We start from the raw sequence: 24,861 nt of genomic DNA on the forward strand, positions 1-24,861 counted from the left end.
ACGACCCCTCAGCTCCGGCCACCTCCCGCGCCCCCACGGAGCTCGGTTCACAGCCGACGATTCCCACGATCCGAAACTTTCCGGAACCCCGCGTAACCTTTTCGGCAACCTAAGTGCCCCATCGATGAGTGTCAAGGGCTGCCATGGACCTTCGCCGATCGGTTGCGGAACGCCCTGACTCGTTCCAGCGCATCGACTGCTCACGAACCACGGGGTGGGCGGGACGGTCGAGGCGGCGACAGCATCGACTGGCGGGAATGGACGATCGTGTTAGGGTCTGCCGAAACTTTCGGATGTTGCGTGAGGCTGCGATGACGGAGCACCGCCCACTCGACCCACCCACCTCCACCACCATCGCGACGATCGCCAACGACGTCGGCGTCTCGGTCGCGACGGTGTCCAAGGTCCTCAACGGACGTGGCGACGTCGCTCCCGGCACCAGAGCCCGGGTGGAGGCGAGCCTGGACCGCCACCAGTACCAGCGCCGCGCCCGCCGGCCGTCGACCGGCAGCGGACGCGTCGAACTCGTGTTCCACGAGTTCGACACCGGATGGGCGATGGAGATCCTGCGCGGCGTGGAGGCGGTGACGACCGCGGCCGGCGTCGGCTTGTCGGTGGCCCAACTCGACGGCGCGCACCGCCCGCCGACCCGATGGCTGGAGGCACTGCTCGTCGACCGCCCCCTGGGTGTGGTGTTCGTCCTCTCCCATCTGGCCGAGGCCCAGCAACAACACCTGCGACGCCAGGGCATTCCGTTCGTCGTCGTCGACACCGACAGCGCGACCTCGGCCTCCGTGCCGACCGTCGGCTCGAACAACTGGAACGGCGGTCTGCTCGCCGCCCGGCACCTCCTGGACCTCGGTCACCGGCGGATCGCGGTGATCTCCGGACCACCCGACGTGCTGTGCAGCCGCGCCCGGGCCGCCGGCTTCCAGTCGGCCCACGAGGAGGCCGGCATGGTGGTCGACCGCGAACTGGTCCGCTACGGCGGCTTCTCCGCCGGCGCCGGGCATACCCACGGCCTCCAGCTGCTCCGCCGACCGGACCGACCCACGGCGATCTTCGCGGGCTCGGACATCCAGGCGATGGGGGTGCTCCGGGCCGCCCGCCAGTGCGGGCTGCGAGTGCCCGAGGACCTCTCGGTGATCGGGTACGACAATCTGCCCGTCTCCGCCTGGACCGACCCGGCCCTCACCACGATCAACCAACCGTTGCGCGACATGGCCGGCATCGCCACCCAGATGTTGCTGGACCTGACCAGAGGCAACGAGCCGGCGACCAGCCGGATCGACCTGGTGACCGAACTGGTCGTCCGGGAGAGCACCGCACCACCCGCCGACCCGCACTGACCCCGGCCCCTGCGAGGACCCGTGCCCTACACCGCCTTCACCCTCGACGAGCTCCGGCGGTACGCCCCGGACGTCGCCGAGCCCGACGACTTCGACACGTTCTGGCGGGACACGCTCGCCGAGGCGGCGACCCGACCGGTGCTCGTCGACGTCCGTCCGGAGCCCACCGACCTGCGGCTGCTCGACTCCTGGGATGTCACGTTCAGCGGCTTCGGTGGCGACCCCGTGCGGGCCTGGTACACCCGCCCGGCCGGTGTCGGGGAGGCACTGCCGACCGTGGTCGAGTACGCGGGCTACGGACGGGGCCGCGGCCTGCCGCACGAGCGGCTGACCTGGCCGGTGGCCGGGTACGCGCACCTGTTGATGGACAACCGGGGCCAGGCGGGGCAGTACGGCGCCGGGGACACCCCCGACCGGCACGGTGCGCCGGGCGGGCCCTGGCCGGTCACCTGGGGGATCCTCGATCCGCGCGACTACCACTACCGCCGTCTGATCACCGACGCGGTCCGGGCGGTGCAGGCGGTCCGCGCCCTGCCCGGGGTCGACGCCGACCGGGTCAGCGTGGTCGGCAACAGCCAGGGCGGCGGCCTCGCCCTGGCGGTGGCCGGTCTCGTCGACGACCTCGCCGCGGTGCTGACCAGCGCGCCGTTCCTCTGCGACATGCGAAGCGCCGTCCAGCTCACCGACCTCGCGCCGTACGGCGAGATCGCCCGTTACCTGGCCGTGCATCGGGAGGCCGAGGAGGCCGTGTGGCGCACGCTGTCCTACGTGGACGCTGTCGCCTTCGCCCGGCGGGCGACGGCACCGGCGCAGTTCGGGGTCGGCCGACGCGACACCGTCTGCCCGCCGCGAACCGCCTTCGCCGCCTACAACCACTACGGTGTCGCCAACGGTCGACCGGCCCCGCCGGAGCGCGAGATCCACGTGTACCCGTTCAACGGCCACGAGGGCGGCGAAGCGGTCCACGTCCGACGTCAACTGCGCTGGCTCGCCGCGGTGCTCCATCCCACCCACGCATCCGCGGTGTGACCACCGCCGATCAAGAGCCATCGATGTTATTTTCGGTCGTCATCGATTGCGCCTCGCACGCCGCCTGCGTTCGACAGCCGGCATCGACAACCGACCGACGGGGGAGATCATGAGGAGCCGCCCGCAATCACGTCACCTGATCCGATCACGCGCCATTCCCGCGACGATCGCGCTCGGCGCGATGGTCGTCGCCACCATGACCGGGCCGGTGCCCGCAGCCGCGGTCCCCGACACCGCACGCGCCAATCCGGTGATCACCTGGGACCTGAATGCCCAGACGGCGATCTGGGATGTCGCGGCTCAGCAACCGAACGAGCAGGTGCGCAGTTTCGCAATGGTGAACGGGGCCGTCTACGACGCGCTGAACGCCATCGCCGGCACCCCATACCAGCCGTACCTCACCGCACCGCCGTCGAGCGGGACCGAGTCGGTGGACGCCGCCGTCGCCAGCGCCGCCCATGACGTACTCGCCGCGCTCTTTCCCGATCAGCGGGAACGGCTTCGGGCACAGTACGACGCGGCTCTCGCCACGATCCGCGACGGACGGTCGAAGCAGGGCGGCATCAGGATCGGGGCGCGAGCCGCGGCCGCGATGGTCACCGCACGGCAGGACGACGGCGCGTTCGGGGACCAGCAGTGGCGCCACGGGACGACGCCCGGCCAGTGGCGACCCACGCCGCCGCTGTTCCTGTCCCAGGGCGCCTGGACCGGCCACATGCGGCCGTTCCTCATCCCCCGCGCGTCGACGTTCCGCGCCCCCGAGCCGCCGCGACTGACCAGCAGCGCCTACGCCCGCGACCTCAACGAGGTGAAGGAGTTCGGCTCCGCGACGAGCACGGCGCGCACGCAGGACCAGACGGAGGCCGCGATCTGGTGGCACGACCGGCGATCCGCCTCCTGGGAGATCAAGCGACAGCTCGCCACCACCCGACAGCTGGACGCCCTGCAGACCGCGCGCTTCTTCGCGATGACCGACCTCATCGTGGCCGACTCCGGCGTGGCGTGCTTCAGCCAGAAGGACGTCTGGAGCTACTGGCGTCCGGTCACCGCGATTCCATTGGCCGGCACGGACGGCAACCCGAGGACGACCGCCGACCCCGGCTGGCAGCCGCTGCTCGTCACGCCGCCCTTCCCCGAGTACCCCTCCGGCCACGCCTGCGGCACCGGTGCGCGGATGTCGCTGTACCGACACTTCTTCGGCCGAGACGACATCACGTTCAGCGGGTCCAGCGCCGACTCCGGCACGACCCGGCAGTTCACCAGCTTCGCGCAAGCGCTCGACGAACTCATCGGCGCACGCGTCTGGGGCGGCGTCCACTTCCGCACCGCTGACGTCGAGGGGGCGAAAATCGGCGAGGAGGTCTCCCGCTATGCGATCCGGCACTACTTCCGCCCGCTGAAGTAGCCGGCCGCGACTCCGTCCGCACTGCCGGCCAGTCGCGGGCTCGGCGCATTGCCGGTGTCAGCGATAACCCGCTATGGTGCGTCGGCGAGGTGCAGGGCACACCTCCGTCACGGCCCATCGGCCCGCCACGCCCGACCGATGCGAGCCACCGCGCCACGACCACCAGTGCAGACGTCCGGGCTTCTGGTCGTGACGCGACGCCCACCTCCGCGTACCGCGTCAGGGTGGCAGCCGTCCCGTCGGCGGCCGCCGTTGCCGCGCACCCCACCAGAGGAATCTCCATGAGCAGTTCGATGCTCGGCCGTCCCGTCCCTCCCGCACCCACCGCCGCCGCTGCCACGATGTCGCGGCCCTGCCGGGCTCGCCTGTGGTGGTCCGCCCTGGCCACCGTCGCCGCCATGATCTCCGCCGTACCGATCGCGACCAGTCCGGCGAACGCGGAGTCCAACGGCGGCGTCCGCGTGATGCCGCTCGGTGACTCGATCACCGACGGGTTCAACGTCCCCGGCGGCTACCGGATCGAACTGTGGCAGCGGTTCACCGCCGGCGGTTACCGGGTCGACTTCGTCGGCTCGCAGTTCAACGGCCCGGCCAGTCTCGGCGACCACGACCACCAGGGGCATTCCGGGTGGACGATCGCCCAGATCGACGCCAACGTCGTCAACTGGTTGCGGGCCACGAACCCCCGGACCGTGCTGCTGCACATCGGCACCAACGACATGTACGGTGACACGTCCGGCGCCCCGGGTCGGCTGGCCACCCTCGTCGACCGGATCACCGACACCGCCCCGAACGCCGACGTGTTCGTCGCCACGATCATTCCGAAGTCCGGCGCGGACAACCAGGTCCGGGGGTACAACAACGCGATCCCCGGGATCGTGCAGAGCAGGGCGGCCGCCGGGAAGCGCGTACACCTCGTCGACATGTACCGCGCCCTGACGCTCAGCGACCTGGCCGACGGCGTGCACCCCAACGCCACCGGCTACCGCAAGATGGCCGCCACCTGGTACGACGCCCTCCGGGCGGTGCCTGGAAGCATCGGCGGCGACACCCCGCCGACCACTCCTCCGCCCACCACTCCCCCGCCGACGACGCCCGCCCCGTCGGGTGACTGTCGTGTCGCGTACACGGTGAACGCCTGGAACAGCGGTCTCACCGCGTCCATCTCGGTGACCAACACGAGCGGCACGCCGGTCAACGGTTGGGCCCTGGCGTTCACGCTGCCCAGTGGGCAGAGCATCACCAGCGGCTGGAACGCCGGCTACTCCCCGTCCAGTGGCGCGGTCACCGCCCGCAACGTCTCCTACAACGCGACGATCGCGCCGAACACGTCCGTCGACATCGGCTTCCAGGCGACTCACACCGGCAACAGTGGCCGCCCGTCCGCGTTCACCCTCAACGGCACCGCCTGCACGGTCGCCTGACACCGCCGGTGGCGGTGCCGGGTCCCGGTGGCCCGGCACCGCCTCCCGCACCCGATCGTCGACCAGACACCCGGTTGCGCATCGACGCCGTGCACATTCCTCTTCACGACTCCAGCAGATTCTGGACCGGGGCACACGCGCGGCAGGGCCAGACGCGTACGGTGCCGTCGTCATGCGTCGAGACGAGCCGCCCGCCGTCCGGGCTGAAGTCGACGGTCTCCACGGAAGCGCCGAAACCCCCGAACGTCACCGACTGCGCGGCCTCCGAAGCGTGCCACAGCCGTGCGGTGCCGTCCTTTCCAGAACTGAGCACCCACTGCCCATCCGGGCTGAACGACACGTGCCAGACGGGCCCCTCGTGTCCTCGCAGAACCATCGGCGGGATGCCGCCGGCGACGGAGTGGATCTGCACGGTGCCGTCGAAGCCGGCACTGACCACCCGCTGCCCGTCCGGGCTGAAGGCCACTGCCCACACCAGCCCCTCGTGACCGGGAAGTAGCAGTGGTTCGGCCGTGCCGAGGGCGTCCCAGATCCGTAGGGCGCCCTCCGCACCAGCGGTGGCGACCTTCTCGCCGTCCGGACTGAAGGCGGCGTACCGGATCTCTTCGGCGGCCCGATGGACCACCGGGGCACTCCGGCCGGTGAGGTCCCAGATTCGCAGGCTTCGGTCGTTACTGACACTGGCCAGACGCCGGCCGTCAGGGCTGAAGTCGGCGATCCACGCCTGCTTCTCGTGGCCGCGAAGCACCACGGGAGCGTGTCTGCCGGCGAGGTCCCAGACTCGTACGCTGCCGTCGCGGCCGCCGGTGGCCACACTCGCCCCGTCCGCACTCACCGTGAGACCGTAGACGTCGCCGTCGTGGCGGCCGAGCAACCGAGGTACGGCCGGTGTGGCCAGGTTCCAGACCTGCACCGTGCCGTCCTCGCCGCCGCTGACCACCCGCTGCCCGTCCGGGGTGAACGCGGCCGACCAGGTGGCCTTCCTGTGGCCCCGCAGAATCAGCCGGTCACTGCCCGGATCCCAGATCCGTAGCGTGCCGTCATCGGCCGCGCTCACCACCCGGGATCCATCCGGACTGAACGCCACCGCCCAGACCCGGTTGGTGTGGCCGCGCAGCACCAACGGGTCACCAGCGCCGTTGGCGCTCCAGATCCGTACGGTCAGATCGTCGCTGGTGGTCGCGATCCACTGCTCGTCGGGGCTCAGCGCGAGCCCTTCCACAGTGCCCTCATGCCCACGTAGCACCACCGGGGCCGCCGACCCGGTCAGCGGCCACACCCACGCCGTACCGTCGGCGCTGGAGCAGGCCAGGCGGGTGCCGTCCTGGTTGAACGCCAACGTCCTGGTGGCCTCCCTCGGCCCGGTGAGAATCGTTCTGGTGGATCGCGCGGCCAGATCCCAGAGCCGAACCGTCGCGTCGTGGCTGCTGCTGGCCAACCGGCGCCCGTCGGGGCTGAAGGCCACACCGACCGCCACCTTGCCGTGCCCACGCAGCACCACCGGTCGGCCGCCGCCGCGGGCATCCCAGACCCGAATGGTGGTGTCCTCGCCGGCACTGGCGACCGACCGACCGTCGGGGCTGAAGGCCACTCCCCAGACCGGGCCCTCGTGCCCGCGTAGGACGATGGGCCCGGCGGTTCCGTCGACCTGCCAGATCCGGACGGTGCCGTCCGAGCCGGCGGTGACCAGTCGCTTCCCGTCCGGGCTGAACATCGGGCTCCAGACCTGTCCGTCGGGACCGCCGGTGAGGGCCAGGCCCGGTCCGGAGACGCCGTGCCCGGCCCAGGTCCACACCCGCACCTCGCCGTCCGCCCCGGTGGCCGCCACTCGCCGCCCGTCCGGACTGAACGCCACGCCCAACGCCTTCTTGCTGCTCATCGGCACAATCGCCTGCAGCCGGTCGTCGACGGCAGCCTGGCGGAGCACCATCTCCGCACCGACGGTCGGACGTGTGGCCAGAGCGCGTCTGGCGAGGCGCTGCGCCTGCTGCGGATCGATCTGCAGTTGGTTATTGGCCTCAACCGTCAGCTGCCGGGAAACAGCGAGGTCTCTCTCGGCGGCCGCCCGGTCCGCCTGCACCAGTGCCACCGCCGCGAGGACGCTCACCACGACGACGGTTGCCGCGAGCCCGGTCAATGCCACGCTGGTCCGCCGCCGTCGGGCTGCCCGGCGCCGATCCTCTCGGGCCCGACTGGTCTCCAGGAAGTCCCGTTCCAGGTCGCTGAGGTCCATCACCTGGCGCGTTCCCCAGAGCGCCAACTGGACCCCCCGATACAGGAATCCGTCCACCCGGTCGTGGCGATCCCACTCGGCGGCGGCCTCCGTCAGCCGGCGGTGGGAGCGCAGCAGCTCCCGATCCTCGGTCAGCCAGCGGCGCAGCCGGGGCCACTCCTGGATCAGGGCCTCGTGGGCCACCATGACGCCCTTCTCGTCCGCCGTGACCAGCCGTGCGGCCGTCAACCTGCCGAGCACCTCGGCCGCGGCCAATGGGTCCACCCCGCCGATCAACTCGGCCAGGGGTGCCCGGCGTCGGGTGTCCTCGGTGCCGTCACCGAGGGCGGTCAGACGCAGGAAGATGTCTCGTGCCAGCCCTCGCTGCCCCTCGTCGAACTGCGCGTACACCCCTTCGGCGGTACGGGTGATGGCGCCGTTCACGCCGCCCGATTCGCGGTAGTGGGCCAGTGTGATCCGCTTGCCCTGTCGCAGGCGCGACGTCTCCAGAAGTGCGTGGGACAGCAGCGGTAGCGCGCTCGTCTGACCGCCGACGTCCGCCACGGCCATCGCCACCAACGCCGGATCCACCAGCAACCCGGCGCGCTCGGCGGGCCCGGTGATCGTCCGGCGCAGATCCTCGTCGTCCATCGGGCCGATCAGCAGCTGGTGCTCGTGGAGAGCGGCCACCAGGGCCGGGTAGGCGGCACACCGGCCATAGAAGTCGGCCCGCACTCCCAGCACCACGCGCGCCCTGGGGACCTCCGCCGCGGCGAGCAGCGCGGCGATGAACGCCGACCGTTCCTCCTCCTCGCGACAGAGCGTGAACAGCTCCTCGAACTGGTCCACCACGATGAGCATGGTCCCGACCGATGGACGGGTACCGAGAATCCGCTCTATCGTTGCGCGGATGCTGGACGGATCATCGGCCAGGTCGCGCTGGACCGTGTCGCGAGCCAGATCTCGTCCGTCGGCGAGCTGGATCGCGAGTTCTTCGATCGGATGTTCGCCGGGCGTCATCAGCACCGTGATCCAGGCCGGCCGGCCCTTGACGGGGTTTTCGGCCACGGTCGCTATCAGGCCCGCTCGTAGCAGGGATGACTTGCCCGCTCCGGACGGGGCGAAAACCGCGACGAACCGGAGGCGGGTGAGCATTTCACCGAGCTGAGCCACCAGGCGCTCGCGTCCGAAGAACCATTCTGAGTCCTCCGGCTGAAACGCCGCCATTCCCCAGTACGGCCCTCGGCTGCCCCCCACCGTCTCGGCGGACGTCAGGCTTGCGACCAGGCGGTGCCACCGTTCGGTCCATTCGGTCGGATCGCCGCCACAGGCGGCCACGTACGCCAGTGTCACCTGAAGGCTTGGCACGGTCTCGCCGCTGGCCGCCTTCGCCAGGGTCGTCACCGAGAAATGCGCACGTCTGGCCAGTTGACGGTAGGTCGGGGAACCCGCCTCTGCCCGCAGCCGGCGTAGGCCGAGCGCGAACCGCCCCAGCTCGCCCGCCTCCGGGTTGAGCGGCCGCTCAGGTCTGCCCACGTTGCCCCCCGGTCACAGAGTTGTTTGTCAGCCTGACGACGTGATTGGCAGACAATCCATCATGGACTATATCTAGTCCCGTGAACGCCGATCGGCCCGTGTCGGCTTGCGGCCACAGCGCAACCGGGGGTGCGGCCGGGTCCGACAGCCCAGGACGATCGACGGCACGAAGGATGGGTGGAGGGACGCGTGACACGCACCAGGAATCGGCATCGACGCATTTACTCGCGCACTGATGACCGTCCTGGAATCGGGGGGTGTCAAGCGATCCCGAATAGACGAGGGGGGGTGTTCGATAACGAGTTCGCTATCGAGGCGACGTCGATCCACCGGCCGGCACAAGGAACGCTCCACGGAGAAGAATAGGGAACGACCTCCCGTCGACCTCTACAACCCCGCCACCGAGGAAGACACCTCTGACCCAACAGGATTCGCGGCGGCGCGGTGAGCCTCCGCAGGCCCTGACCGAAGGGCATGCTGCCAGTACGGGGCGGCGACGGGTCCCGTCGCCGTCCCTCAGCCTGCGGACGTGGTCAAGAGGAGGTGCCGGAACACACCACCGGCCTCACTGCTCCGCGGCGCGGTAGAGGCGGCTCACCGTCTCGGCGACGCAGACGGGTTTGCCACCGCTGTCGCTCTCCACGGTGACCGTCGCGACCACCTGGACACCGCCGCTCACCGGAGACACCTCGGCGATGGTGACGGTGGCCCGCACGGCGGCCCCGACCCGGACCGGAGCGGGGAACCGCACCCGGTTCAGCCCGTAGTTGACCCCCATCGTCACGCCCTCGACCCGGTAGAGCTGACCGGCCAGCGTCGGCAGCAGCGACAGGGTCAGGTAGCCGTGGGCGATGGTTCCGCCGAACGGCCCGGCCGCGGCCCGGACCGGGTCGAGATGGATCCACTGGTGGTCGTCGGTGGCGTCGGCGAAGAGGTCGACGCGACTCTGTTCGACGCGTCGCCACGGCCCGGGTCCGAAGGTCTCGCCGACGGCCGCGGTCAACTCCTCGAACGAGTCGAAGACTCTCATGCCTGGTCTCCTCGCAGTCAGAAGGCGTTGACGCCGGTGAGCGCGCGTCCGATGAGCAGTTGCTGGATCTGGCTGGTGCCCTCGTAGAGGGTGGCGACCCGCGCGTCCCGCAGGTACTTGCCGACCGGGTACTCGTCGATGTAGCCGTACCCACCGAACACCTGGACCGCGTTGTTGGCCGCGCGGACCGCGGCCTCGCTGGCGAAGAGCTTGGCCATGGACGCCTCGGTGGCGAACGGCTGGTCGCGGTCGATCAGGTCGGCCACCTGCCACACCAGCAGCCGGGCGGCGGCGGTGTCCACGGCGATGGCCGCGAGCAGTTGTTGGACGAGTTGGTGCCCGGCGATCGGCTTGCCGAACTGGGTCCGCTCCCCCGCGTAGCCGACCGCCGCGTCGAGGCAGCCCTGGGCGATGCCGACGCAACCGGCGGCCACCGACATCCGCCCCTTGGCGAGGGTGGACAGCGCCAGGCGGAACCCGCTGCCCTCGACGCCGAGGCGGGCCGCGTCGGGCACGCGTACCTCGTCGAAGCGCAACTCGCCGGTGGCCTGGCCACGCAGGCCCAGCTTGCCGTGGATCTCCCGTCGCGTCAGCCCGGGGCTGTCGGTGGGCACCAGGAAGGCGGTGATGCCCCGGTGCCCGGGGCCGCCGGTGCGGGCGAAGACCAGCGCGACGTCGGCGGTGGTGCCGTTGGTGATGAACGTCTTCGTGCCGGTGAGCAACCAGTCGGCGCCGTCGCGGACGGCCCGGGTGCGCAGTGCCGCCGCGTCCGAGCCGCTGTCCGGTTCGGTCAGCGCGAAGCAGCCGAGTGCGGTGCCGGCGCAGAGTCGGGGCAGCCACTCGGCCCGCTGCGCCGTCGAGCCGTGGGCGGCGATGGACTTCGCGACCAGGCCGAGCGAGACCGAGACGATGCCGCGCACCGCCGAGTCGCCCCGGCCGAGCTCCTCCAGGACCAGGCAGTACGCGAGGTGGTCGCCACCGGAGCCGCCGTCGGTCTCGGCGATGGTCAAGCCGAGGAAGCCCAGGTCACCCAGCATGCCGACGATGGCGGGGTCGACCGATTCGCGCCGGTCCCAGGTGGCCGCGTGCGGCAACAGCTCCCGGTCGGCGAACTCGGCGGCCAGTTGGCGGACCGCCGCCTGCTCGGTGGAGAGGGTGAGCTCCATGGCCAATAAACTAGCGGTGATAGTTAATGGCGTCCAGACCGGACGGGTCAGCGGTCGGAGGCCAGCCCGACGTGGCGCCCGGTCGCGAACGCGCGGGCCAACTCGGTACGCGAGCGGATGCCCAGCCGGTGGAACACATTGCGCAGGTGGTGGTCGACCGTACGGGTGGAGAGGAACATCCGGGCGGCGACCTCCCGGTTGGTCGCGCCCTCCGCGACCATCTCGGCGATCCGCAGTTGTTGCCCGGTCAGCAGCCGCGCCGCCGGGAAATCCGGTGGGCCGACCGACTCACCGGCCGCCCGCAGCTCCGTGGTGGCCTGCTCGGCCCAGCAGCCGACCCCGAGCAGCGTGAACATCTCGCGCGCCTGGTGCAGGTGCGTACGCGCGTCGCGCGGGCGTCGGATGCGGCGCAGTTCCTGACCGAAGAGCAGCTCGGTGCGTGCCCGCTCGAACGTGCCGGCCTCGGTCGGGTGCAGTCGCAGCGCCCGCTGGAACTCCTGCTCGGCCTCGGGGCCGCCGCGAGGCGCGAGCAGCGCGTGGCATCTGGCGGACAGGGCCCGACGCAACGGGCTCGCGGTGCTGCTGGCCCACCTGTCGAACACGGCGAGCGCCGCCGTCGCCGCCGGTCGGCAGGGCAGGTGCGCCGCCGCCTCCACCAGGTACGGGGTGGCCATCACCTGCACGAGCACCTGACCGCGCCCGGTGCCGAGCCGGGCCAACGACGCCAACCGGTCCGCGGCTTCGGCGTGCCGACCGTCGACCAGGTCGAGCACCGCCAGGGCCCAACCGGCGAGCGCGTGCGGGCGGCTGCCCGGCGTCGGCGCCTCGCCCATCTCGCGGATCCGTCGCAGGCTGGTGTCCCGGTCGGCCCGTACGGCGGCGAGCACGGCGAGCATGCCGAGGTGGACGTCGGCGCAGTTGACCTGCCCGGTGGCGCGGGCGACCCGCAGCCCGTCGCGGGAGGTCTCCGCCGCCGCCTCGTGGCGTCCCAACCAGTACTCGGCGACCGCCCGCAGCTCCAGCGCGCGGGACAGCATGGACAGTTCGCCCCGCTCCCGGGCCACCGCGACGGCCCGGTCGGCGAGTCGGTGGGCCGCGCCGTCCACCGCGACCACCAGCCCGGCTGCCGCCGCACAGCTGAGCGCGGTGGGGGTCATCGCCGGGCCGGTCAGCCGACCGCCCAGCACGACCGCGCGACGCAGGGCCGGTCCGGCTCGTTCGTGGTCACCCCGCAGGGTCGCGGCCACTCCGGCGACCAGACTGCTCATCAGCTCCATGGCGGGCGGGTCGTCCGGCCGCCGCATCGCCGACGCCCGGCGGCCGACCTCGGCGTACCGGTACTGGTCACCGGCGAAGCAGACCGCCTCGCCGGCTCGGACCAGCCCGGACAGCGCCAGCGCGCGGTCGGTGTCGGTCACCGCCTCGGCGGCGGCGAGCAGCCGGGCCGACGCACGTGTCGCGGTGCCGCACCGTAGCTCCAGCTCACCGCGGAGCAGGTCGGCGCGACCTCGGACGTCCGGGTCGGTGCACACCGGGCGGAGGCGATCGAGGAGAAGTCGCGCCACGTCGGGCTGGCCCCCGGCCCAGGCGTAGCGGGCTGCGGTCAGCAGCCGGGCAGCCGTCCGGGTGGGTTCGTCGCTGAGTTCGGCGGCCCGGCACAACGCCGCCGACGCGGTGGCCCAGCCGCCGACGCCGCCGAGCGCGGCCTCCTCCAGTTCGTCGGCGAGCACCGGGTCCACACCCGCCGCGGCGGCGGCGAGGTGCATCGCCCGGCGCAACCGCTGTCCGTCGGCGACCATCACCCCGGCGAGCAGTCGGTGCGCCGCGCGCCGTTCCGCGAGCGGCGCGGTGGCCCCGATCATCGTGCGTACCAGCGGCTGGGGAAAGGTGACGCCGCGGGCCTCGACCCGGACCAGGCCGGCCACCTCCGCCGGGGCGAGCGCCTCGATCTCGGCGCCGGCGACTGCGGCGGCCCGGATCAGCGTGCCCGGCTCGCCGCCCTCGTCGAGCGCGGCGAGCAGCAGCACCCGCCGGGTCTCCGGTGGCAGCCGATCCAGCCGCGCCCGGTACGCGCGGCCCAGAGCGCCGTCCGGCGGCGGTGCCGCGGGCAGCGGCTCCTCACCTCGCCACTGACCCGGGGTGAGGACTCCGGCCAGGTCCGCCAGTGCCTGCGGGTTGCCGCCGCCGATACCGGCCAGGGCGGTCAGAACCGACGCGGCGGGGCACTCGGCTCTCCCCGGCCCGGTCGACGACCGCAGCCGGTCGGTGAGGAGCGCGGCGCTCTCCTGCTCGGTCAGCGCGCGCAGTCGGTACGCGGGTATCCCGTCGACGGTGGCGGCGACGCCTGCGGTGAGCAGGACGGCGACGGGCAGGTGCCGCAGTCGGCGGGCGACGAAGGCCAGCACCTCGGCGGTCTGCGGGTCGCCCCGGTCGACGTCGTCCATGGTGACGAGCAGCGGACGGTCCCCGGCGGCCGCGGTGACCAACCCGAGCACCGCCATCGACAGCGTGAGTCGACGGTCGGCCGGGCATCCGTCGCCGGACAGCGCGCGTCGCAGCAACCGGCGCTGCTCGTGCGGCAGGGCGGCGGACCGGTCGAGCACCGGGTCGACCAGACGTTGCAGACCGGCATACGGGAGGCCGGCCTCCTCGGCGAGCCCGCTCCCGGCGAGCACGGTGCAGCGCGGGGCGTACCGGTGGGCGTACCCGACCAGCGCCGTACGACCCGATCCGGGTTCGCCGTGCAGCAGCAGGGCACCGCCGGCGTTCGTCACGTCGTCGAGCAGGCTCCGGACCGACCGGCACTCGTCGTCCCGGCCACGCAGCACGGTTAGTTGCACTCTTGATGCAGTAACCATGCCTGCCAGTGTCACCCATCGGTAACCGGATGGAAAGAGCCGGCGATGTCGGACCGGGCCGGTGTCAGTCGGCCGCGACCTCCGCCAAGAGGGCGCCCACCGTCCGGGTCATCACCGCGCGGGCCTGGTCCACGCCGAGGCCGAGGCCGTAGCGCAGCATCGACCAGGCCGGCCACATGCTCGCCGCCACCAGGGCGTTGAGCAGCTGCTGCCGCCCGCCACCGGCTTGGGCCAGCTCGGGGGCGAAGAGCTCCTCGACCTCGTCGCGCACCCGGTCGATGTGCTTGAGGCGGTTGCGGTGCAACTGGTCGGAGACCGGCTCCCGCATCTGGGCGGCCCGCGCCGACGGCGTGATGAGCTGGAGCAGCCGGGCCCGCTGCCGGCAGTACGCGTCGACCCGCTTCGCCAGCGGCAGCCCGGTCGGAATCGGCCGGTAGGCGGCGTCCTGCTGGCGGAGCACCTCCGCGCCGCTCGCCTCGAAGAGGGTCTCCATGTCCTTGAAGTTGGTCCACAGCGTCCGCAGCGAGATCCCGGCCCGCTCGGCGATGCGTTCTCCCGTCGGGCGCAGGTCACCCTCACCGATGAGCGCGAGGTGCGCCTCGACGATGGCCGCACGGGTGCGCTCGGCACGGGCGGTGCGCCCGTCGACCCGACTCGCTACCTCGACCCCGTCCATCCGCCCCCGCCTCCTCACCACCACGGCGCCTCCTGACGCACCGCCGAGTCTAGACAGGCGGTGATCAGCGGTTCCGGGCCGACCGGCGGCACGGTCATCCGACCCGAGCGGCAGGCGGGACGCCGCCGCCGCGGGCGACGGCCGCCCCGGTGACCCGGGTGGCGTCGACGGAGGCCGGGAGAACGATCACGCCACGGCGTACGAGCCGTCCCGAATATGCATCCACAGTGCAGATAGTAGGAGGGCGGATCGGTGACGGTCAACGTTCCGGACGATCAGCCGGAAGGCGCGGGCACAGCCGTCCGACCGGGCACGGTCAACTGGAGACCACGCCCGGTCGAACGGCTGCTCACCGGTCCTCAGGAGACGGTCGGCACCCCGTTCGCCGGCGGCGCGGCCGGCGTGACGGTGTACTCGTTGACCGGCCCGTCCGCCTCGTCGGTCTCGTACGCCGGCCCGAAGTAGCTCTGCACTCCCCCGCTCACCCGGCTCAGGCGCTGCCCGCCGTACCCGGAGTGGTCCTTGTCGGAGAAGCGCAGCGGCACCAGACCGGGGCCTTGGAAACCGCCCTTCTGCACGGCGTCGATGATCTTCTCCCGGGTGAGGTCCTTGCCGGCGGCGAGCAACGCCTGCACGAAGAGGTAGCCGACCGACATGCCGTAGACGGTGTTGCCGTCGAACGGGGCGTCCCCGTTGTGCTCCTTGTTGACCTTCGTGAAGAGCTGGATCCACGGGTTGGCCGTGTCGTTCTGCATCGGCAGGTAGTTGGTGCCGACCATGCCCTCCAGCATCGGAGCGGCGGCGCCGAGCTGCTTGGCCAGGGTCTGGTAATCGGCGCCGACGTTGGAGACCAGCCACTGCGCCTTGTAGCCCAGCCGCGAGGCGGTGCCGATCGACAGCGCGGTGAAGCCGGGCACGGTGGCGAGCACGACGACCTTGCATTCGGCCGCCTTGAACGCGCCGATCTGCGGCGCGACGTTGGTGTTGCTGGTGACGTACGTCTGCTTCACCGCCACCGCACCCGCGCCGAGCACCTTCTCCACACCGGCCAGGCTGTCCCGGCCGAAGTCGTCGTCCTGGCCGAGGAAGCACACCTTCTGCCCGGCCAGCTCCCGCTTCGCGTAGTCGGCGAGGATCTTGCCCTCGACCGTGTAGTCCGGGTTGAACCCGAAGGTGCCGGGATACTTGTCCGGCTGGTCCCAGCTGCGGCTGCCGGAGGCGACGAAAAGGTCGGGCACCCGGTTGCTCTTGAGGAAGTCGAGCACGCCGGTGTGCGTCGGCGTGCCGAGGCCGTTGAGGATGGCGAAGACCTTGTCCTGCAGGACGAGCTGACGGACCACCTGCTGGGTGTTGGCCGGGTTGTAGCCGTCGTCCATGATCTTGTAGGTGATCTTCCGGCCGTGCACACCACCGTTGGCGTTGACGTAGTCGAAGTACGCCTTCGTCGCCGGGGCGATCTTCGAGTAGCCGGCCGAGGCCGGCCCGGTGAGCGGCATGTGGGTGCCGACGACGACCTCGGTGTCGGTGACGCCCGGCACCGATGCCCCGCCGGGGCCGGAACCGTCGTCACCACTGCAACCAGCGGCGGCGGCCAACAGGGCGATGGTGCTGGCGAGCGCGAGACCACGTTGTGCCAAACGGTGCATGGAGAACACCGACCTTTCTCGGTCCGGTTTGCGGGAACGGTGTGGGTGGTGGGACGCCTGGCCGGGGCCGGGCTGGGGAACGCTGCCGACCGGGGCCGGCTGGAGAACAGCTCAGGAACGCCGGGCCCGCAGGCGCCGACCGAGACGGGACAGCAGTCCCTGCAAGCCGCCGGGCGCGGCGATCATGACGACGATCAGGGTGAGGCCGAAGATCGCCAGCGGGAGGTTGCCCTCCAGCCGTTGCGCCACAGCGGGCGAGAGCGTGAACAACTCCGTCACCGAGTGGGTGATATCGGGCAGCGCGACCAGCAGGACGGCCCCCCACAACGCGCCGGTGAGACGGCCGAGACCGCCGATCACCACAGCCATCAACAGGAAGAGCGACAGGGTCAGCGAGAACGCCCCCGGGGAGACGCTCTGCGCGAGGACCGCCAGCAACGCCCCGCCGAGCCCGGCGGTGGCGGCACTGACCACGAACGCGAGGACCTGGGTGCGGGCCACGTGGATGCCGGCGAGACGGGCCGCCACCTCGTCGTCCCGGACCGCCCGGAAGGTCCGCCCGTACCGGCTGCGGATGAGGTTCGCCAGCAGCAACAGGGCGAGCAGTGCCGCCGCGGCGGTGAGCCAGAGCTGCCACCGCTCGTAGGGGAAATACGGCCCGAGCGCCAACGGTGGCGGCTCGACCGGCACCGACAGCCCCTGCTCGCCGTTGAACACACCGTCGAAGGTCACCGCCAGCGCCGGCACGACGACGGCCACCGCGAGGGTCACCCCGGCCAGGTAGGGGCCCCGCAGCCGGGCTGCGGCCACACCCACCACCGCGCCGACCGCGACGGTGCTCACGATCGCCGCGACCAGCGAGAGCGGCAACAGCCAGCCGCCGGTCATCCCCCGGTCGGCGAACGCGTTCTGACACAGAGCCACGGTGTACGCGCCGGTCGCCATCAACGCCCCGTGCCCCAGCGACAGTTGACCGTTGAGGCCGGTGAGGACGGTCAGCCCGGCGGTCGCGCAGAGGTAGGCCGCCACCGTGGCGAGTTGGTAGTTGCGGAACGGCTCGACGGCGTAGCTGACCCCCACCACCACCACGCCGACGGCGAGCACCACCGCGAGGTGGCGCAGCAGGGTCGAGCCACGTCGCCGGTCAACGGGACGTTCGGCGGCGCCGTCCGGCCGGTGCTTCGGCGGCACCGCCGCCTTCGTGGCGCTCACACCCGCCTCGCCGCGACCGGGGCGAACAACCCGCCGGGCCGGACCAGCAGCACCGCCAGCAGCAGGACCAGCACCGCGAGCGGCGTGAGGTCACTGCCGGCGTAACCGCTCACGTAGGAGAGCAGCAGACCCACCACCAGGCCGCCGACCACCGCACCCGGTGGGCTGTCCAGCCCGCCCACCACCGCCGCGGTGAACGCCGAGACGAACACCAGGTCCATCGCGTGCGGGTGCAGGCCCAGCTCGGTCGGAATGACCAGCATCGCGGCCAACGCGCCCACCCCGGAGGCCAACGCCCACCCGAGGGTCAACATGCCACCGACGTTCACCCCGAGCAGCCGGGATACCTCGGGTGCGAAGGCCGCCGCGCGCATCCGCAACCCCACCGGGGTACGCGCGAACATCCACGCGAGGCCGCTGACCACCACCCCGATCGCGGCGAAGACGAACAGGTCGTACGGCGACAGCACGGCGACGCCACCCACGCTGAGAGCGGACCTGCTGAAGGGCGCCTCGGCGGGACGGAACTCGTTGCCGTACACCATGCCCAGCACGGCCTGGATCAACAGGACCAGCCCGAGCGCGACGATCACCGGATTGAGCGGTGAGGCGTGGTCGACGTGTCGCATCACGACGCGGTCCACCAGCGCACCGAGCAGCAGGCCGGCGACGATCGCGACCCCGAAACCCAGCCAGTAGGAGCCGGTCGCGGCGGCGACGCTGTACGCGACGTAGGCGGCGGCGACGGCCATCGCCCCCTGGGCGAAGTTGACGACCCGCGCCGCCCGCCAGATGAGCACCAGGGCCAACGCGAACGCGGCGTACACCGCGCCCCGGGACAGGCCGTCGACGGTGAGGAAGACGAAGCGGTCCAACAGTCCTCCCTCCGGGGGACGAGGTGGTGGTCAGAAACCGAGGTACGCGTGGCGCAGGTCGACGTCGTCGCGGAGCTTCGCCGCCGGGGCGGCGATCACCACCCGGCCGAGGGACATCACGACACCCTGGTCGGCGACGGCGAGGGCGCTGCGGACGTTCTGCTCGACCAGCAACACGGTCAGGCCGGTGCGGTCGCGCAGCTGGCGGAGCAGGGCCATCGTCCGGGCGACCACCCGGGGCGCCAGGCCCAGCGACGGCTCGTCCAGCAGCAGCAGGCGGGGCCGGCCCACCAGGGCCCGGCCGAGCGCGAGCATCTGCCGTTCACCGCCGGAGAGCTGGTGGCCGAGGTGCCGGCGGCGTCGGGCCAGCGGCTCGAAGAGCTGGTAGACCTCGTCGAGCGCCCGCCCGGCATCGGCCCGGTCGCGCCGCCACAGCCCGCCGAGCCGCAGGTTCTCGTCGACGGTCAGCTCGCTGATCACACCCCGCCCCTCCGGCACGTGCGCCATGCCCCGTCGGACGAGCTGCTCCACCGGCGTACCCCGCAGGTCCTCCCCGGCCAGGAGCACCTGACCGGCGGCCGGACGGATCATGCCGGAGAGTGCCCGGAGCAGGGTCGTCTTGCCGGCACCGTTGGCGCCCACGACCGCGGCGATCGTGCCCGCCGGCACGGTGAGGTCGACGGCCTGCAACACGGGCGCGGCGCCGTACCCGGCCACCAGCCCTCGCACGACGAGCAGATCGGTGCCGGTCACGCTGAGCCACCTTTCGTTCGCGACTGCGGGGCTCGCAAACCCGGCTCACTCCTCGCGCTCACAGGGTGACCTCCTCGACGGTGGCGCCGAGGTAGGCGTCGGTGACCGCCGGGTCGTCGCGGACCTCGTCCGGGGTGCCGGAAGCGATCACCCGGCCGAAGTCGAGCACCACCAGCTCGTCACAGACCGCCATCACCAGGTCCATGTGGTGCTCGACGAGCAGCACCGCGCAGGGCTCGTCGTCCCGGCGGGGAAGCTCTCGGATCAGCTCGGCGAGGTCGGCGATGTCGTCGGCGCCGAGGCCACCGGCGGGCTCGTCGAGCAGCAGCAGCCGGGGCCGGGCGGCGAGCGCGCGGGCCAGGGCGACCCGCTGGCGTACCGCGAAGGGCAGTGTGGTCGGTGCGGCCTCGGCGTGCGCGGCGATGCCCAGGCCGTCGAGGATGTCCAGGGCGTGTCGGCGCAGCCGGCGCTCGTCACGGTCGCTGGCCGGCAGCCCGAGCAGCGCCGGGACGAACCCCGCACGGGCGGTGTGCGAGGCGCCGGTCATCACGTTCTCCAGCACACTCAGACCGGTGAAGAGCCCGGTGCCCTGGAGGGTGCGGGCGATGCCGAGCCGGGTCAACCGGTGCGGGCGCGGGCGTAGCGGCCGACCGTCGAGGGTGAGCGAACCGGTCTCCGGCGCGACGAAACCGCAGATCACGTTGAACAGGGTGGTCTTGCCCGCGCCGTTGGGCCCGATCACGCCGACCACCCGGTTGGGTGGCACCCGCAGCGAGACGTCGTCGAGGGCGGTGAGGCCGCCGAAACGGACGCCGATGTGGTGCAGTTCGAGGCCGCGCTCCATCACCCATCCCTCTGTCGTGGCGGGTGTTTATTTACACTCGCAGTGTACGTTTCTCGGGTATCGCGTCAAGACCTTCGATGCCCGACCACGCGGACGGGGCGGCCGCCGTCGGCGACCGCCCCGGGACCGTGATCAGGCGCTGGGGCAGGTGTTGCGGTACTCCTGGATGGCCGAGCCGCTCGGGCCCGGGCAGAGGAACTGCTCGTAGCGGGTGTCGTCGTCGACGAACCGCTTCAGCCAGGCCACCATCTGCCGGGCGGTGGGCGTGTTCGTCGTCTGCGGGAAGAAGTGGCTCGCCCCGTTCAGCTCCAGGTACGCCTTCTCGGCGGACGACGGGATGCTGTTGTAGAACGGCACCGAGTGCGTCGCGACGGGCGCGACGCTGTCGCTCTCGCCGCCGATGATCAGCGTGGGCACCCGCAGCTCGGACCAGCTCTTGTCCAGGTTCCACGGCGCCAGTGGCACCGCGGCCTGCAACGACGGCCGCGACGAGGCCGCCTCCAGACTGCCCCCGCCGCCCATCGAGTGACCGGCCACCGCGAGCCGACTGCTGTCGATCCGGCTGCGCACCGAGCTGCGCTGGGTCAGGTAGTCCAGCGCGGCGAGCAACTGCCGGCCCCGGCTGTCCGGCTGGTCCAGGCGGGTGTTGGTCTCGATGCCGATCACCACGAAACCGTGCGAGGCGATCCGTGGCCCGAGCCAGCTGATGCTGGACCACGAGGCGGTGTAGCCGGGTGAGATGGCGATGGCGCCGAAGGTGCCCTCGCTGGTGCTGGTCGGGTAGTAGATGACACCGCCGCCGAAGCCGGTGACGCTGAGCGAGGACACGCTCTGCGACGCCGTGGCGAAGGGGCCGCGACTGGCTTCCAGGATCGCGGTGGTCGGAGCGGGGCCCCGCTCGTACGGGCCGGCGGCCTGGGCGGCACCGGACGGTCCGGCCAGGACGACGCCGGCGACCAGAGCGGCGGCCAGACCGAGCCGGGCGGCGACGGAACGGGGACGGGTGGTGGTTGGTGAGGACACGTCGGGCACTCCCTAGGGTCGAGGGATATCGACGTGTGTCAGTTTTGGCCGCTCAGCCGGTCGCCGCATCGGCAAAATCACCAGTCGTGGCGGCATTTGCCGTGATCAGTCGTGTTTCGGCCCCCTGACCAGGGGTAGCAGGGCAGACGCCCGCCCGCATCCGTGCCATGGAGAGGTTCGCCACGTGGATTCCAGCAAGCCCGCCGAGGCGGTCAAGAACGCCGTGAAGACCGCCTCGGGCAAGATCGCCGACGCCCTGACCCCGGATGTCCCGGGCGCGCCCGGAAGTGCGCCGCCGACCGTCGAGGAACCGACGACGCCGCACGACCCGCTGCCGCCGAAGCCGGAACAGGGTGCGCCGCAGACGCGTACGCCGACCGGCGCGGAGACCGGCGCGCCGACCACCGCGAAGGGTCAGCAGGGCGCCTACCTCACGACCGCCAACGGGGCGCGGCTGCGCGACACCGACCACTCGCTCAAGGCCGGGCCGCGGGGCCCGGTGCTGCTCCAGGACCACCACCTACGCGAGAAGATCACGCACTTCGACCACGAGCGCATCCCCGAGCGGGTCGTGCACGCGCGGGGCGCCGGCGCGCACGGGGTGTTCACCGCGTACGGCACCGCCGAGGCGGTCACCCGGGCCGGTTTCCTGAAGAAGGGGCGGGAGACCGAGGTCTTCGTACGCTTCTCCACAGTGCTCGGCTCGCGTGGTTCGGCCGACACGGTCCGCGACACCCGTGGCTTCGCGACGAAGTTCTACACCGACGAGGGCACCTTCGACCTGGTCGGCAACAACATGCCGGTGTTCTTCATCCAGGACGCCATCAAGTTCCCCGACATCATCCACGCCGGCAAACCGCACCCGGACCGGGAGATCCCGCAGGCGCAGAGCGCCCACGACACCTTCTGGGACTTCGTCTCCCTGCACACCGAGGCGCAGCACCACGCGCTGTGGAACATGTCCGACCGCGGCATCCCTCGTTCGTACCGGACGATGGAGGGCTTCGGGGTGCACACCTTCCGCCTCGTCAACGAGGCCGGCGAGACGGTGCTGGTCAAGTTCCACTGGAAGCCGAAGCTGGGCGTGCACTCCCTCACCTGGGAGGAGGCCCAGATGCTCAGCGGCATGGACCCGGACTTCCACCGCCGGGACCTCTACGACGCCATCGAGGCCGGCGCGTACCCGGAGTGGGAGCTCGGCATCCAGGTCTTCCCCGACACTCCCGAGGAGACCTTCGCCGGCATCGACCTGCTCGATCCGACGAAGATCGTGCCGGAGGAGTTGGCCGAGGTGCAGCCCGTCGGCAAGCTGGTCCTGAACCGGACGCCGACGAACTTCTTCGCCGAGACCGAGCAGGTGGCCTTCCACCTGGGTCACCTCCCGCCGGGCATCGACGTCACGAACGACCCGCTGTTGCAGGGCCGCCTCTTCTCGTACGTCGACACGCAGCTCACCCGCCTGGGCGGGCCGAACTTCTCGCAGATCCCGATCAACCGCCCGCACGCGGCGGTGAACGACATGCTGCGTGACGGGTTCCACCAGCACGCCGTGCACGCGGGCGTCGCGCCGTACCGACCCAACTCGCTCGACGGCGGCAACCCCTTCCCCGCCGGGGACGCCGAGCAGGCGTTCGTCGACGTGCCGGTCACCGTGGCGCAGGCGCCGAAGGTGCGGGCGAACCCGGCCTCGTTCGACGACCACTACAGCCAGGCACGCCTGTTCTGGGCGAGCATGTCGCCGGTCGAGAAGGAGCACATCATCCGGGCGTACACCTTCGAGCTCGGCAAGTGCTACCACCAGGCGATCAAGGAGCGCCAACTGCGGAGCCTCGCCAACATCGACCCGGTGCTGTGCGAGCAGGTCGCCGCCGGTCTGGGCCTGCCCGCGCCGCAGCCCAGCGTGCCGCTCGCCGACGTGCCGCCCAGCCCGGCGCTGTCGCAGGTCGGCCGGGAGTGGCCGAGCGACGGTCGTACCGTCGGGATCGTCGTCGACCCGGACGGTGACCTGGACGGTGTCCACGAGGTCCGCCGGGCCGTGTTCGAGGCCGGCATGGTGCCGTTGCTCATCGCCCCGCGCGGTGGCATGGTGGCCGACCTGCCGGTGCAGCGGACCTTCGCCACCGGCCGTTCGGTCGAGTTCGACGCGGTCCTGCTGGCCGGGGCGCCGGTGCCCGCACCGGACGCCCTCCCCGCCCGCGACGACAAGGCCGGCCGTCCCGGCCCGGCAGCCGTGGATCCCCGCGTGCTGCTGCTCGTCGAGGAGTGCTGGCGGCACGCCAAGGCGATCGGCGCCTGGGGCGCCGGCGTCAGCGTGTTGGAACAGGTAGGTGTGGCCGGCACCCCCGGCGTCGTCGCGGCGGGCTCCGGCGCCGAGGCCCTGACGGCGGTGCAGCAGTTGATGGCCGCACACCGGGTGTGGGAACGGTTCCCGGCCTCGGTGGCCTGACCCAGCGCCGAGCACCAGCGAGGGCTGCCTTCCAGCGGGAGGGCAGCCCTCGCCCGTCTGCGGGTTGATCCACTCCGTTTCGCCGATGTGGGGGTGTCCCCGGCACTCGGATACCGCCTTTTCGCCGCACCCGTGTGGATCAAGGGTCCACTCCGGAACCTCAGGCACCGATGGTCCACGGGAATCGGCCCGGCCAGGTCGTCGTACTCACCTGCCGCGAGACGGCGCCGGATCGCGGCGTCGACGTCCACCACCTTCTCCGGAAAGACGTACCCTGCCTCGGTCCGGTCCAGGGCCTGTTCGATGATCTGTGCGTCGGAGAGCACGGCGGGCAACGCTAGACCGGAAGCAATTCGGGGCCGGGGCGGTCGAGCGGGATCAGCCGACGTCGGCCAACCGCGGCAACACCTCGTCGCCGAGGCGCTGGGCGAACTCGACCGGGTGCCGATCCGGTGTCACCTGCACCTCGCTCACGCCGAGCGCGGCGTACTCGGACACCTCGGCGAGGAACGCGTCGACGTCGTCCAGCGGTGCCCGGGAGGCGACCACAGTCTTCTCGATGGTGTCGTAATCACGGCCCTCGGCGGCGCAGTGCCCGCGCAGCACGTCCAGCTTGCGGGCGACGTCGTCGATCCCACCGCGACCGAACAGGTTGCAGGCATCGGCATAGCGGGCCACCAGCAACAGTGTCTTCTTCTCACCCCCACCACCGATCATGATGGGCGGGTGCGGCCGGCTCAACGGCTGCGGCGAGTTGATGGTCTCGGCGAGCTGGTAGTGCTTGCCGTTGAACGGGCCGTCGTCGGCACTCCACATCTGCCGGCAGATGCGCAGCGTCTCCTCCAACCGCTCGAACCGCTCGGCCACCGGGACTACCGGCACACCCAGCCCGAGTTGCTCCCGCTCGTACCAGGAGGCGCCGATGCCGAGGCGGGCCCGCCCGCCGGAGAGCACGTCGAGGGTCGTGACGGTCTTGGCGAGCAACCCCGGGTAGCGGTACATCACGCCGGTGACCAGCACACCCAGTGTCATCCGCTGCGTCTGCCCCGCGACGAAACCCAACGTGGTGTACGCCTCCAGCATCGGCTCCTCGGCCGCGAAGACCGCGTCCATCTGGAAGAAGTGGTCCATCACCGTGAACGACGCGACGCCGGCCTGCTCGGCGGTGGTGGCCGTCTCCGCCAACGTCGGTGCGATGGCGGTCGGGTCGGCCGGGGTCGAGTAGTTCCAGTAGTGCAGTCCGAGCTTCATGGTCGGCACCTCCGAAACGAGCCTAGTCCCGTCCGGCGGCAGCACGGGGCGGCTCGGAGCTGCCTGCGAGTCGGGTCCGGCAGCCTCTATTACCGGTTCATGACAATCCGTGGATCACGTGCGGAT

General features: G+C 71.5%; 17 protein-coding genes. 5 read left to right on the forward strand and 12 right to left on the reverse strand.

The window, feature by feature from the left end:
* Window positions 1-311 precede the first annotated feature (311 nt).
* The 4 genes from O7616_RS23130 (at window position 312) to O7616_RS23145 (ending at window position 5,207) form a co-directional block, all read left to right on the forward strand.
* Window positions 312-1,349 (forward strand): LacI family DNA-binding transcriptional regulator, encoded by a 1,038-nt coding sequence (locus tag O7616_RS23130; RefSeq protein ID WP_282258928.1) that lies wholly within the window; start codon window positions 312-314, stop codon window positions 1,347-1,349.
* A gap of 21 nt (window positions 1,350-1,370) precedes the next feature.
* Window positions 1,371-2,378, forward strand: a complete 1,008-nt coding sequence (locus O7616_RS23135) for an acetylxylan esterase (protein ID WP_282303904.1) — start codon at window positions 1,371-1,373, stop codon at window positions 2,376-2,378.
* A gap of 109 nt (window positions 2,379-2,487) precedes the next feature.
* Window positions 2,488-3,783: a vanadium-dependent haloperoxidase gene (locus tag O7616_RS23140; protein WP_282303905.1), complete on the forward strand. Its 1,296-nt coding sequence runs from the start codon at window positions 2,488-2,490 to the stop codon at window positions 3,781-3,783.
* A 281-nt stretch (window positions 3,784-4,064) separates the two neighbouring features.
* Window positions 4,065-5,207, forward strand: a complete 1,143-nt coding sequence (locus O7616_RS23145) for a cellulose binding domain-containing protein (protein WP_282303906.1) — start codon at window positions 4,065-4,067, stop codon at window positions 5,205-5,207.
* Window positions 5,208-5,310: 103 nt separating this feature from the next.
* On the opposite strand, the gene O7616_RS23150 is transcribed toward O7616_RS23145, so the two are convergent.
* From O7616_RS23150 to O7616_RS23200, 11 genes are all read right to left on the reverse strand, one after another.
* Window positions 5,311-8,955, reverse strand: a complete 3,645-nt coding sequence (locus O7616_RS23150) for a hypothetical protein (protein WP_282303907.1) — start codon at window positions 8,953-8,955, stop codon at window positions 5,311-5,313.
* A gap of 565 nt (window positions 8,956-9,520) precedes the next feature.
* The gene (locus tag O7616_RS23155; RefSeq protein WP_282258922.1) at window positions 9,521-9,985 is read right to left on the reverse strand and encodes a MaoC family dehydratase; all 465 of its coding nucleotides are present in this window, start codon (window positions 9,983-9,985) and stop codon (window positions 9,521-9,523) included.
* A gap of 17 nt (window positions 9,986-10,002) precedes the next feature.
* The gene (locus tag O7616_RS23160; protein ID WP_282303908.1) at window positions 10,003-11,151 is read right to left on the reverse strand and encodes an acyl-CoA dehydrogenase family protein; all 1,149 of its coding nucleotides are present in this window, start codon (window positions 11,149-11,151) and stop codon (window positions 10,003-10,005) included.
* A 47-nt stretch (window positions 11,152-11,198) separates the two neighbouring features.
* A complete protein-coding gene (locus O7616_RS23165; RefSeq protein ID WP_282303909.1) occupies window positions 11,199-13,991 on the reverse strand; it encodes a LuxR family transcriptional regulator in 2,793 nt (930 codons plus the stop codon).
* Window positions 13,992-14,073: 82 nt separating this feature from the next.
* Window positions 14,074-14,685 (reverse strand): TetR/AcrR family transcriptional regulator, encoded by a 612-nt coding sequence (locus O7616_RS23170; protein ID WP_282303910.1) that lies wholly within the window; start codon window positions 14,683-14,685, stop codon window positions 14,074-14,076.
* Window positions 14,686-15,044: 359 nt separating this feature from the next.
* Window positions 15,045-16,331, reverse strand: coding sequence for an ABC transporter substrate-binding protein (locus tag O7616_RS23175; protein ID WP_282303911.1), 1,287 nt, complete (start codon window positions 16,329-16,331; stop codon window positions 15,045-15,047).
* A 111-nt stretch (window positions 16,332-16,442) separates the two neighbouring features.
* The gene (locus O7616_RS23180; RefSeq protein ID WP_282303912.1) at window positions 16,443-17,543 is read right to left on the reverse strand and encodes a branched-chain amino acid ABC transporter permease; all 1,101 of its coding nucleotides are present in this window, start codon (window positions 17,541-17,543) and stop codon (window positions 16,443-16,445) included.
* Complete coding sequence (locus O7616_RS23185; RefSeq protein ID WP_282258913.1) at window positions 17,540-18,418, reverse strand: branched-chain amino acid ABC transporter permease; 879 nt, start codon at window positions 18,416-18,418, stop codon at window positions 17,540-17,542. The genes O7616_RS23180 and O7616_RS23185 overlap by 4 nt, the downstream gene beginning before the upstream one ends.
* A gap of 30 nt (window positions 18,419-18,448) precedes the next feature.
* The gene (locus tag O7616_RS23190) at window positions 18,449-19,171 is read right to left on the reverse strand and encodes an ABC transporter ATP-binding protein (protein WP_282258912.1); all 723 of its coding nucleotides are present in this window, start codon (window positions 19,169-19,171) and stop codon (window positions 18,449-18,451) included.
* 58 nt (window positions 19,172-19,229) lie between these two features.
* A complete protein-coding gene (locus O7616_RS23195) occupies window positions 19,230-20,015 on the reverse strand; it encodes an ATP-binding cassette domain-containing protein (RefSeq protein ID WP_282303913.1) in 786 nt (261 codons plus the stop codon).
* A gap of 132 nt (window positions 20,016-20,147) precedes the next feature.
* Entirely contained in the window at window positions 20,148-21,038 is an 891-nt protein-coding gene (locus tag O7616_RS23200; RefSeq protein ID WP_282303914.1) for an alpha/beta hydrolase, read from the reverse strand.
* Between the two features lie 184 nt (window positions 21,039-21,222).
* On the opposite strand from O7616_RS23200, the gene O7616_RS23205 reads away from it, so the two are divergent.
* A complete protein-coding gene (locus O7616_RS23205) occupies window positions 21,223-23,484 on the forward strand; it encodes a catalase (RefSeq protein WP_282303915.1) in 2,262 nt (753 codons plus the stop codon).
* 378 nt (window positions 23,485-23,862) lie between these two features.
* Here O7616_RS23205 and O7616_RS23210 read toward each other — a convergent pair whose 3' ends face one another.
* On the reverse strand, window positions 23,863-24,735 hold the full coding sequence (locus O7616_RS23210; RefSeq protein ID WP_269679329.1) for an LLM class F420-dependent oxidoreductase: 873 nt from the start codon (window positions 24,733-24,735) through the stop codon (window positions 23,863-23,865).
* Window positions 24,736-24,861: the final 126 nt, after the last annotated feature.

It is taken from the genome of Micromonospora sp. WMMD964 (assembly GCF_029581455.1).
Lineage (GTDB): Bacteria > Actinomycetota > Actinomycetes > Mycobacteriales > Micromonosporaceae > Micromonospora.

Coding starts and splice junctions, on each gene's coding strand:
- O7616_RS23130 (WP_282258928.1), top strand. CDS start 312: ATGACGGAGCACCGCCCACTCGACCCACCCACCTCCACCACCATCGCG.
- O7616_RS23195 (WP_282303913.1), bottom strand. CDS start 20,015: ATGGAGCGCGGCCTCGAACTGCACCACATCGGCGTCCGTTTCGGCGGC.
- O7616_RS23155 (WP_282258922.1), bottom strand. CDS start 9,985: ATGAGAGTCTTCGACTCGTTCGAGGAGTTGACCGCGGCCGTCGGCGAG.
- O7616_RS23140 (WP_282303905.1), top strand. CDS start 2,488: ATGAGGAGCCGCCCGCAATCACGTCACCTGATCCGATCACGCGCCATT.
- O7616_RS23145 (WP_282303906.1), top strand. CDS start 4,065: ATGAGCAGTTCGATGCTCGGCCGTCCCGTCCCTCCCGCACCCACCGCC.
- O7616_RS23175 (WP_282303911.1), bottom strand. CDS start 16,331: ATGCACCGTTTGGCACAACGTGGTCTCGCGCTCGCCAGCACCATCGCC.
- O7616_RS23210 (WP_269679329.1), bottom strand. CDS start 24,735: ATGAAGCTCGGACTGCACTACTGGAACTACTCGACCCCGGCCGACCCG.
- O7616_RS23170 (WP_282303910.1), bottom strand. CDS start 14,685: ATGGACGGGGTCGAGGTAGCGAGTCGGGTCGACGGGCGCACCGCCCGT.
- O7616_RS23160 (WP_282303908.1), bottom strand. CDS start 11,151: ATGGAGCTCACCCTCTCCACCGAGCAGGCGGCGGTCCGCCAACTGGCC.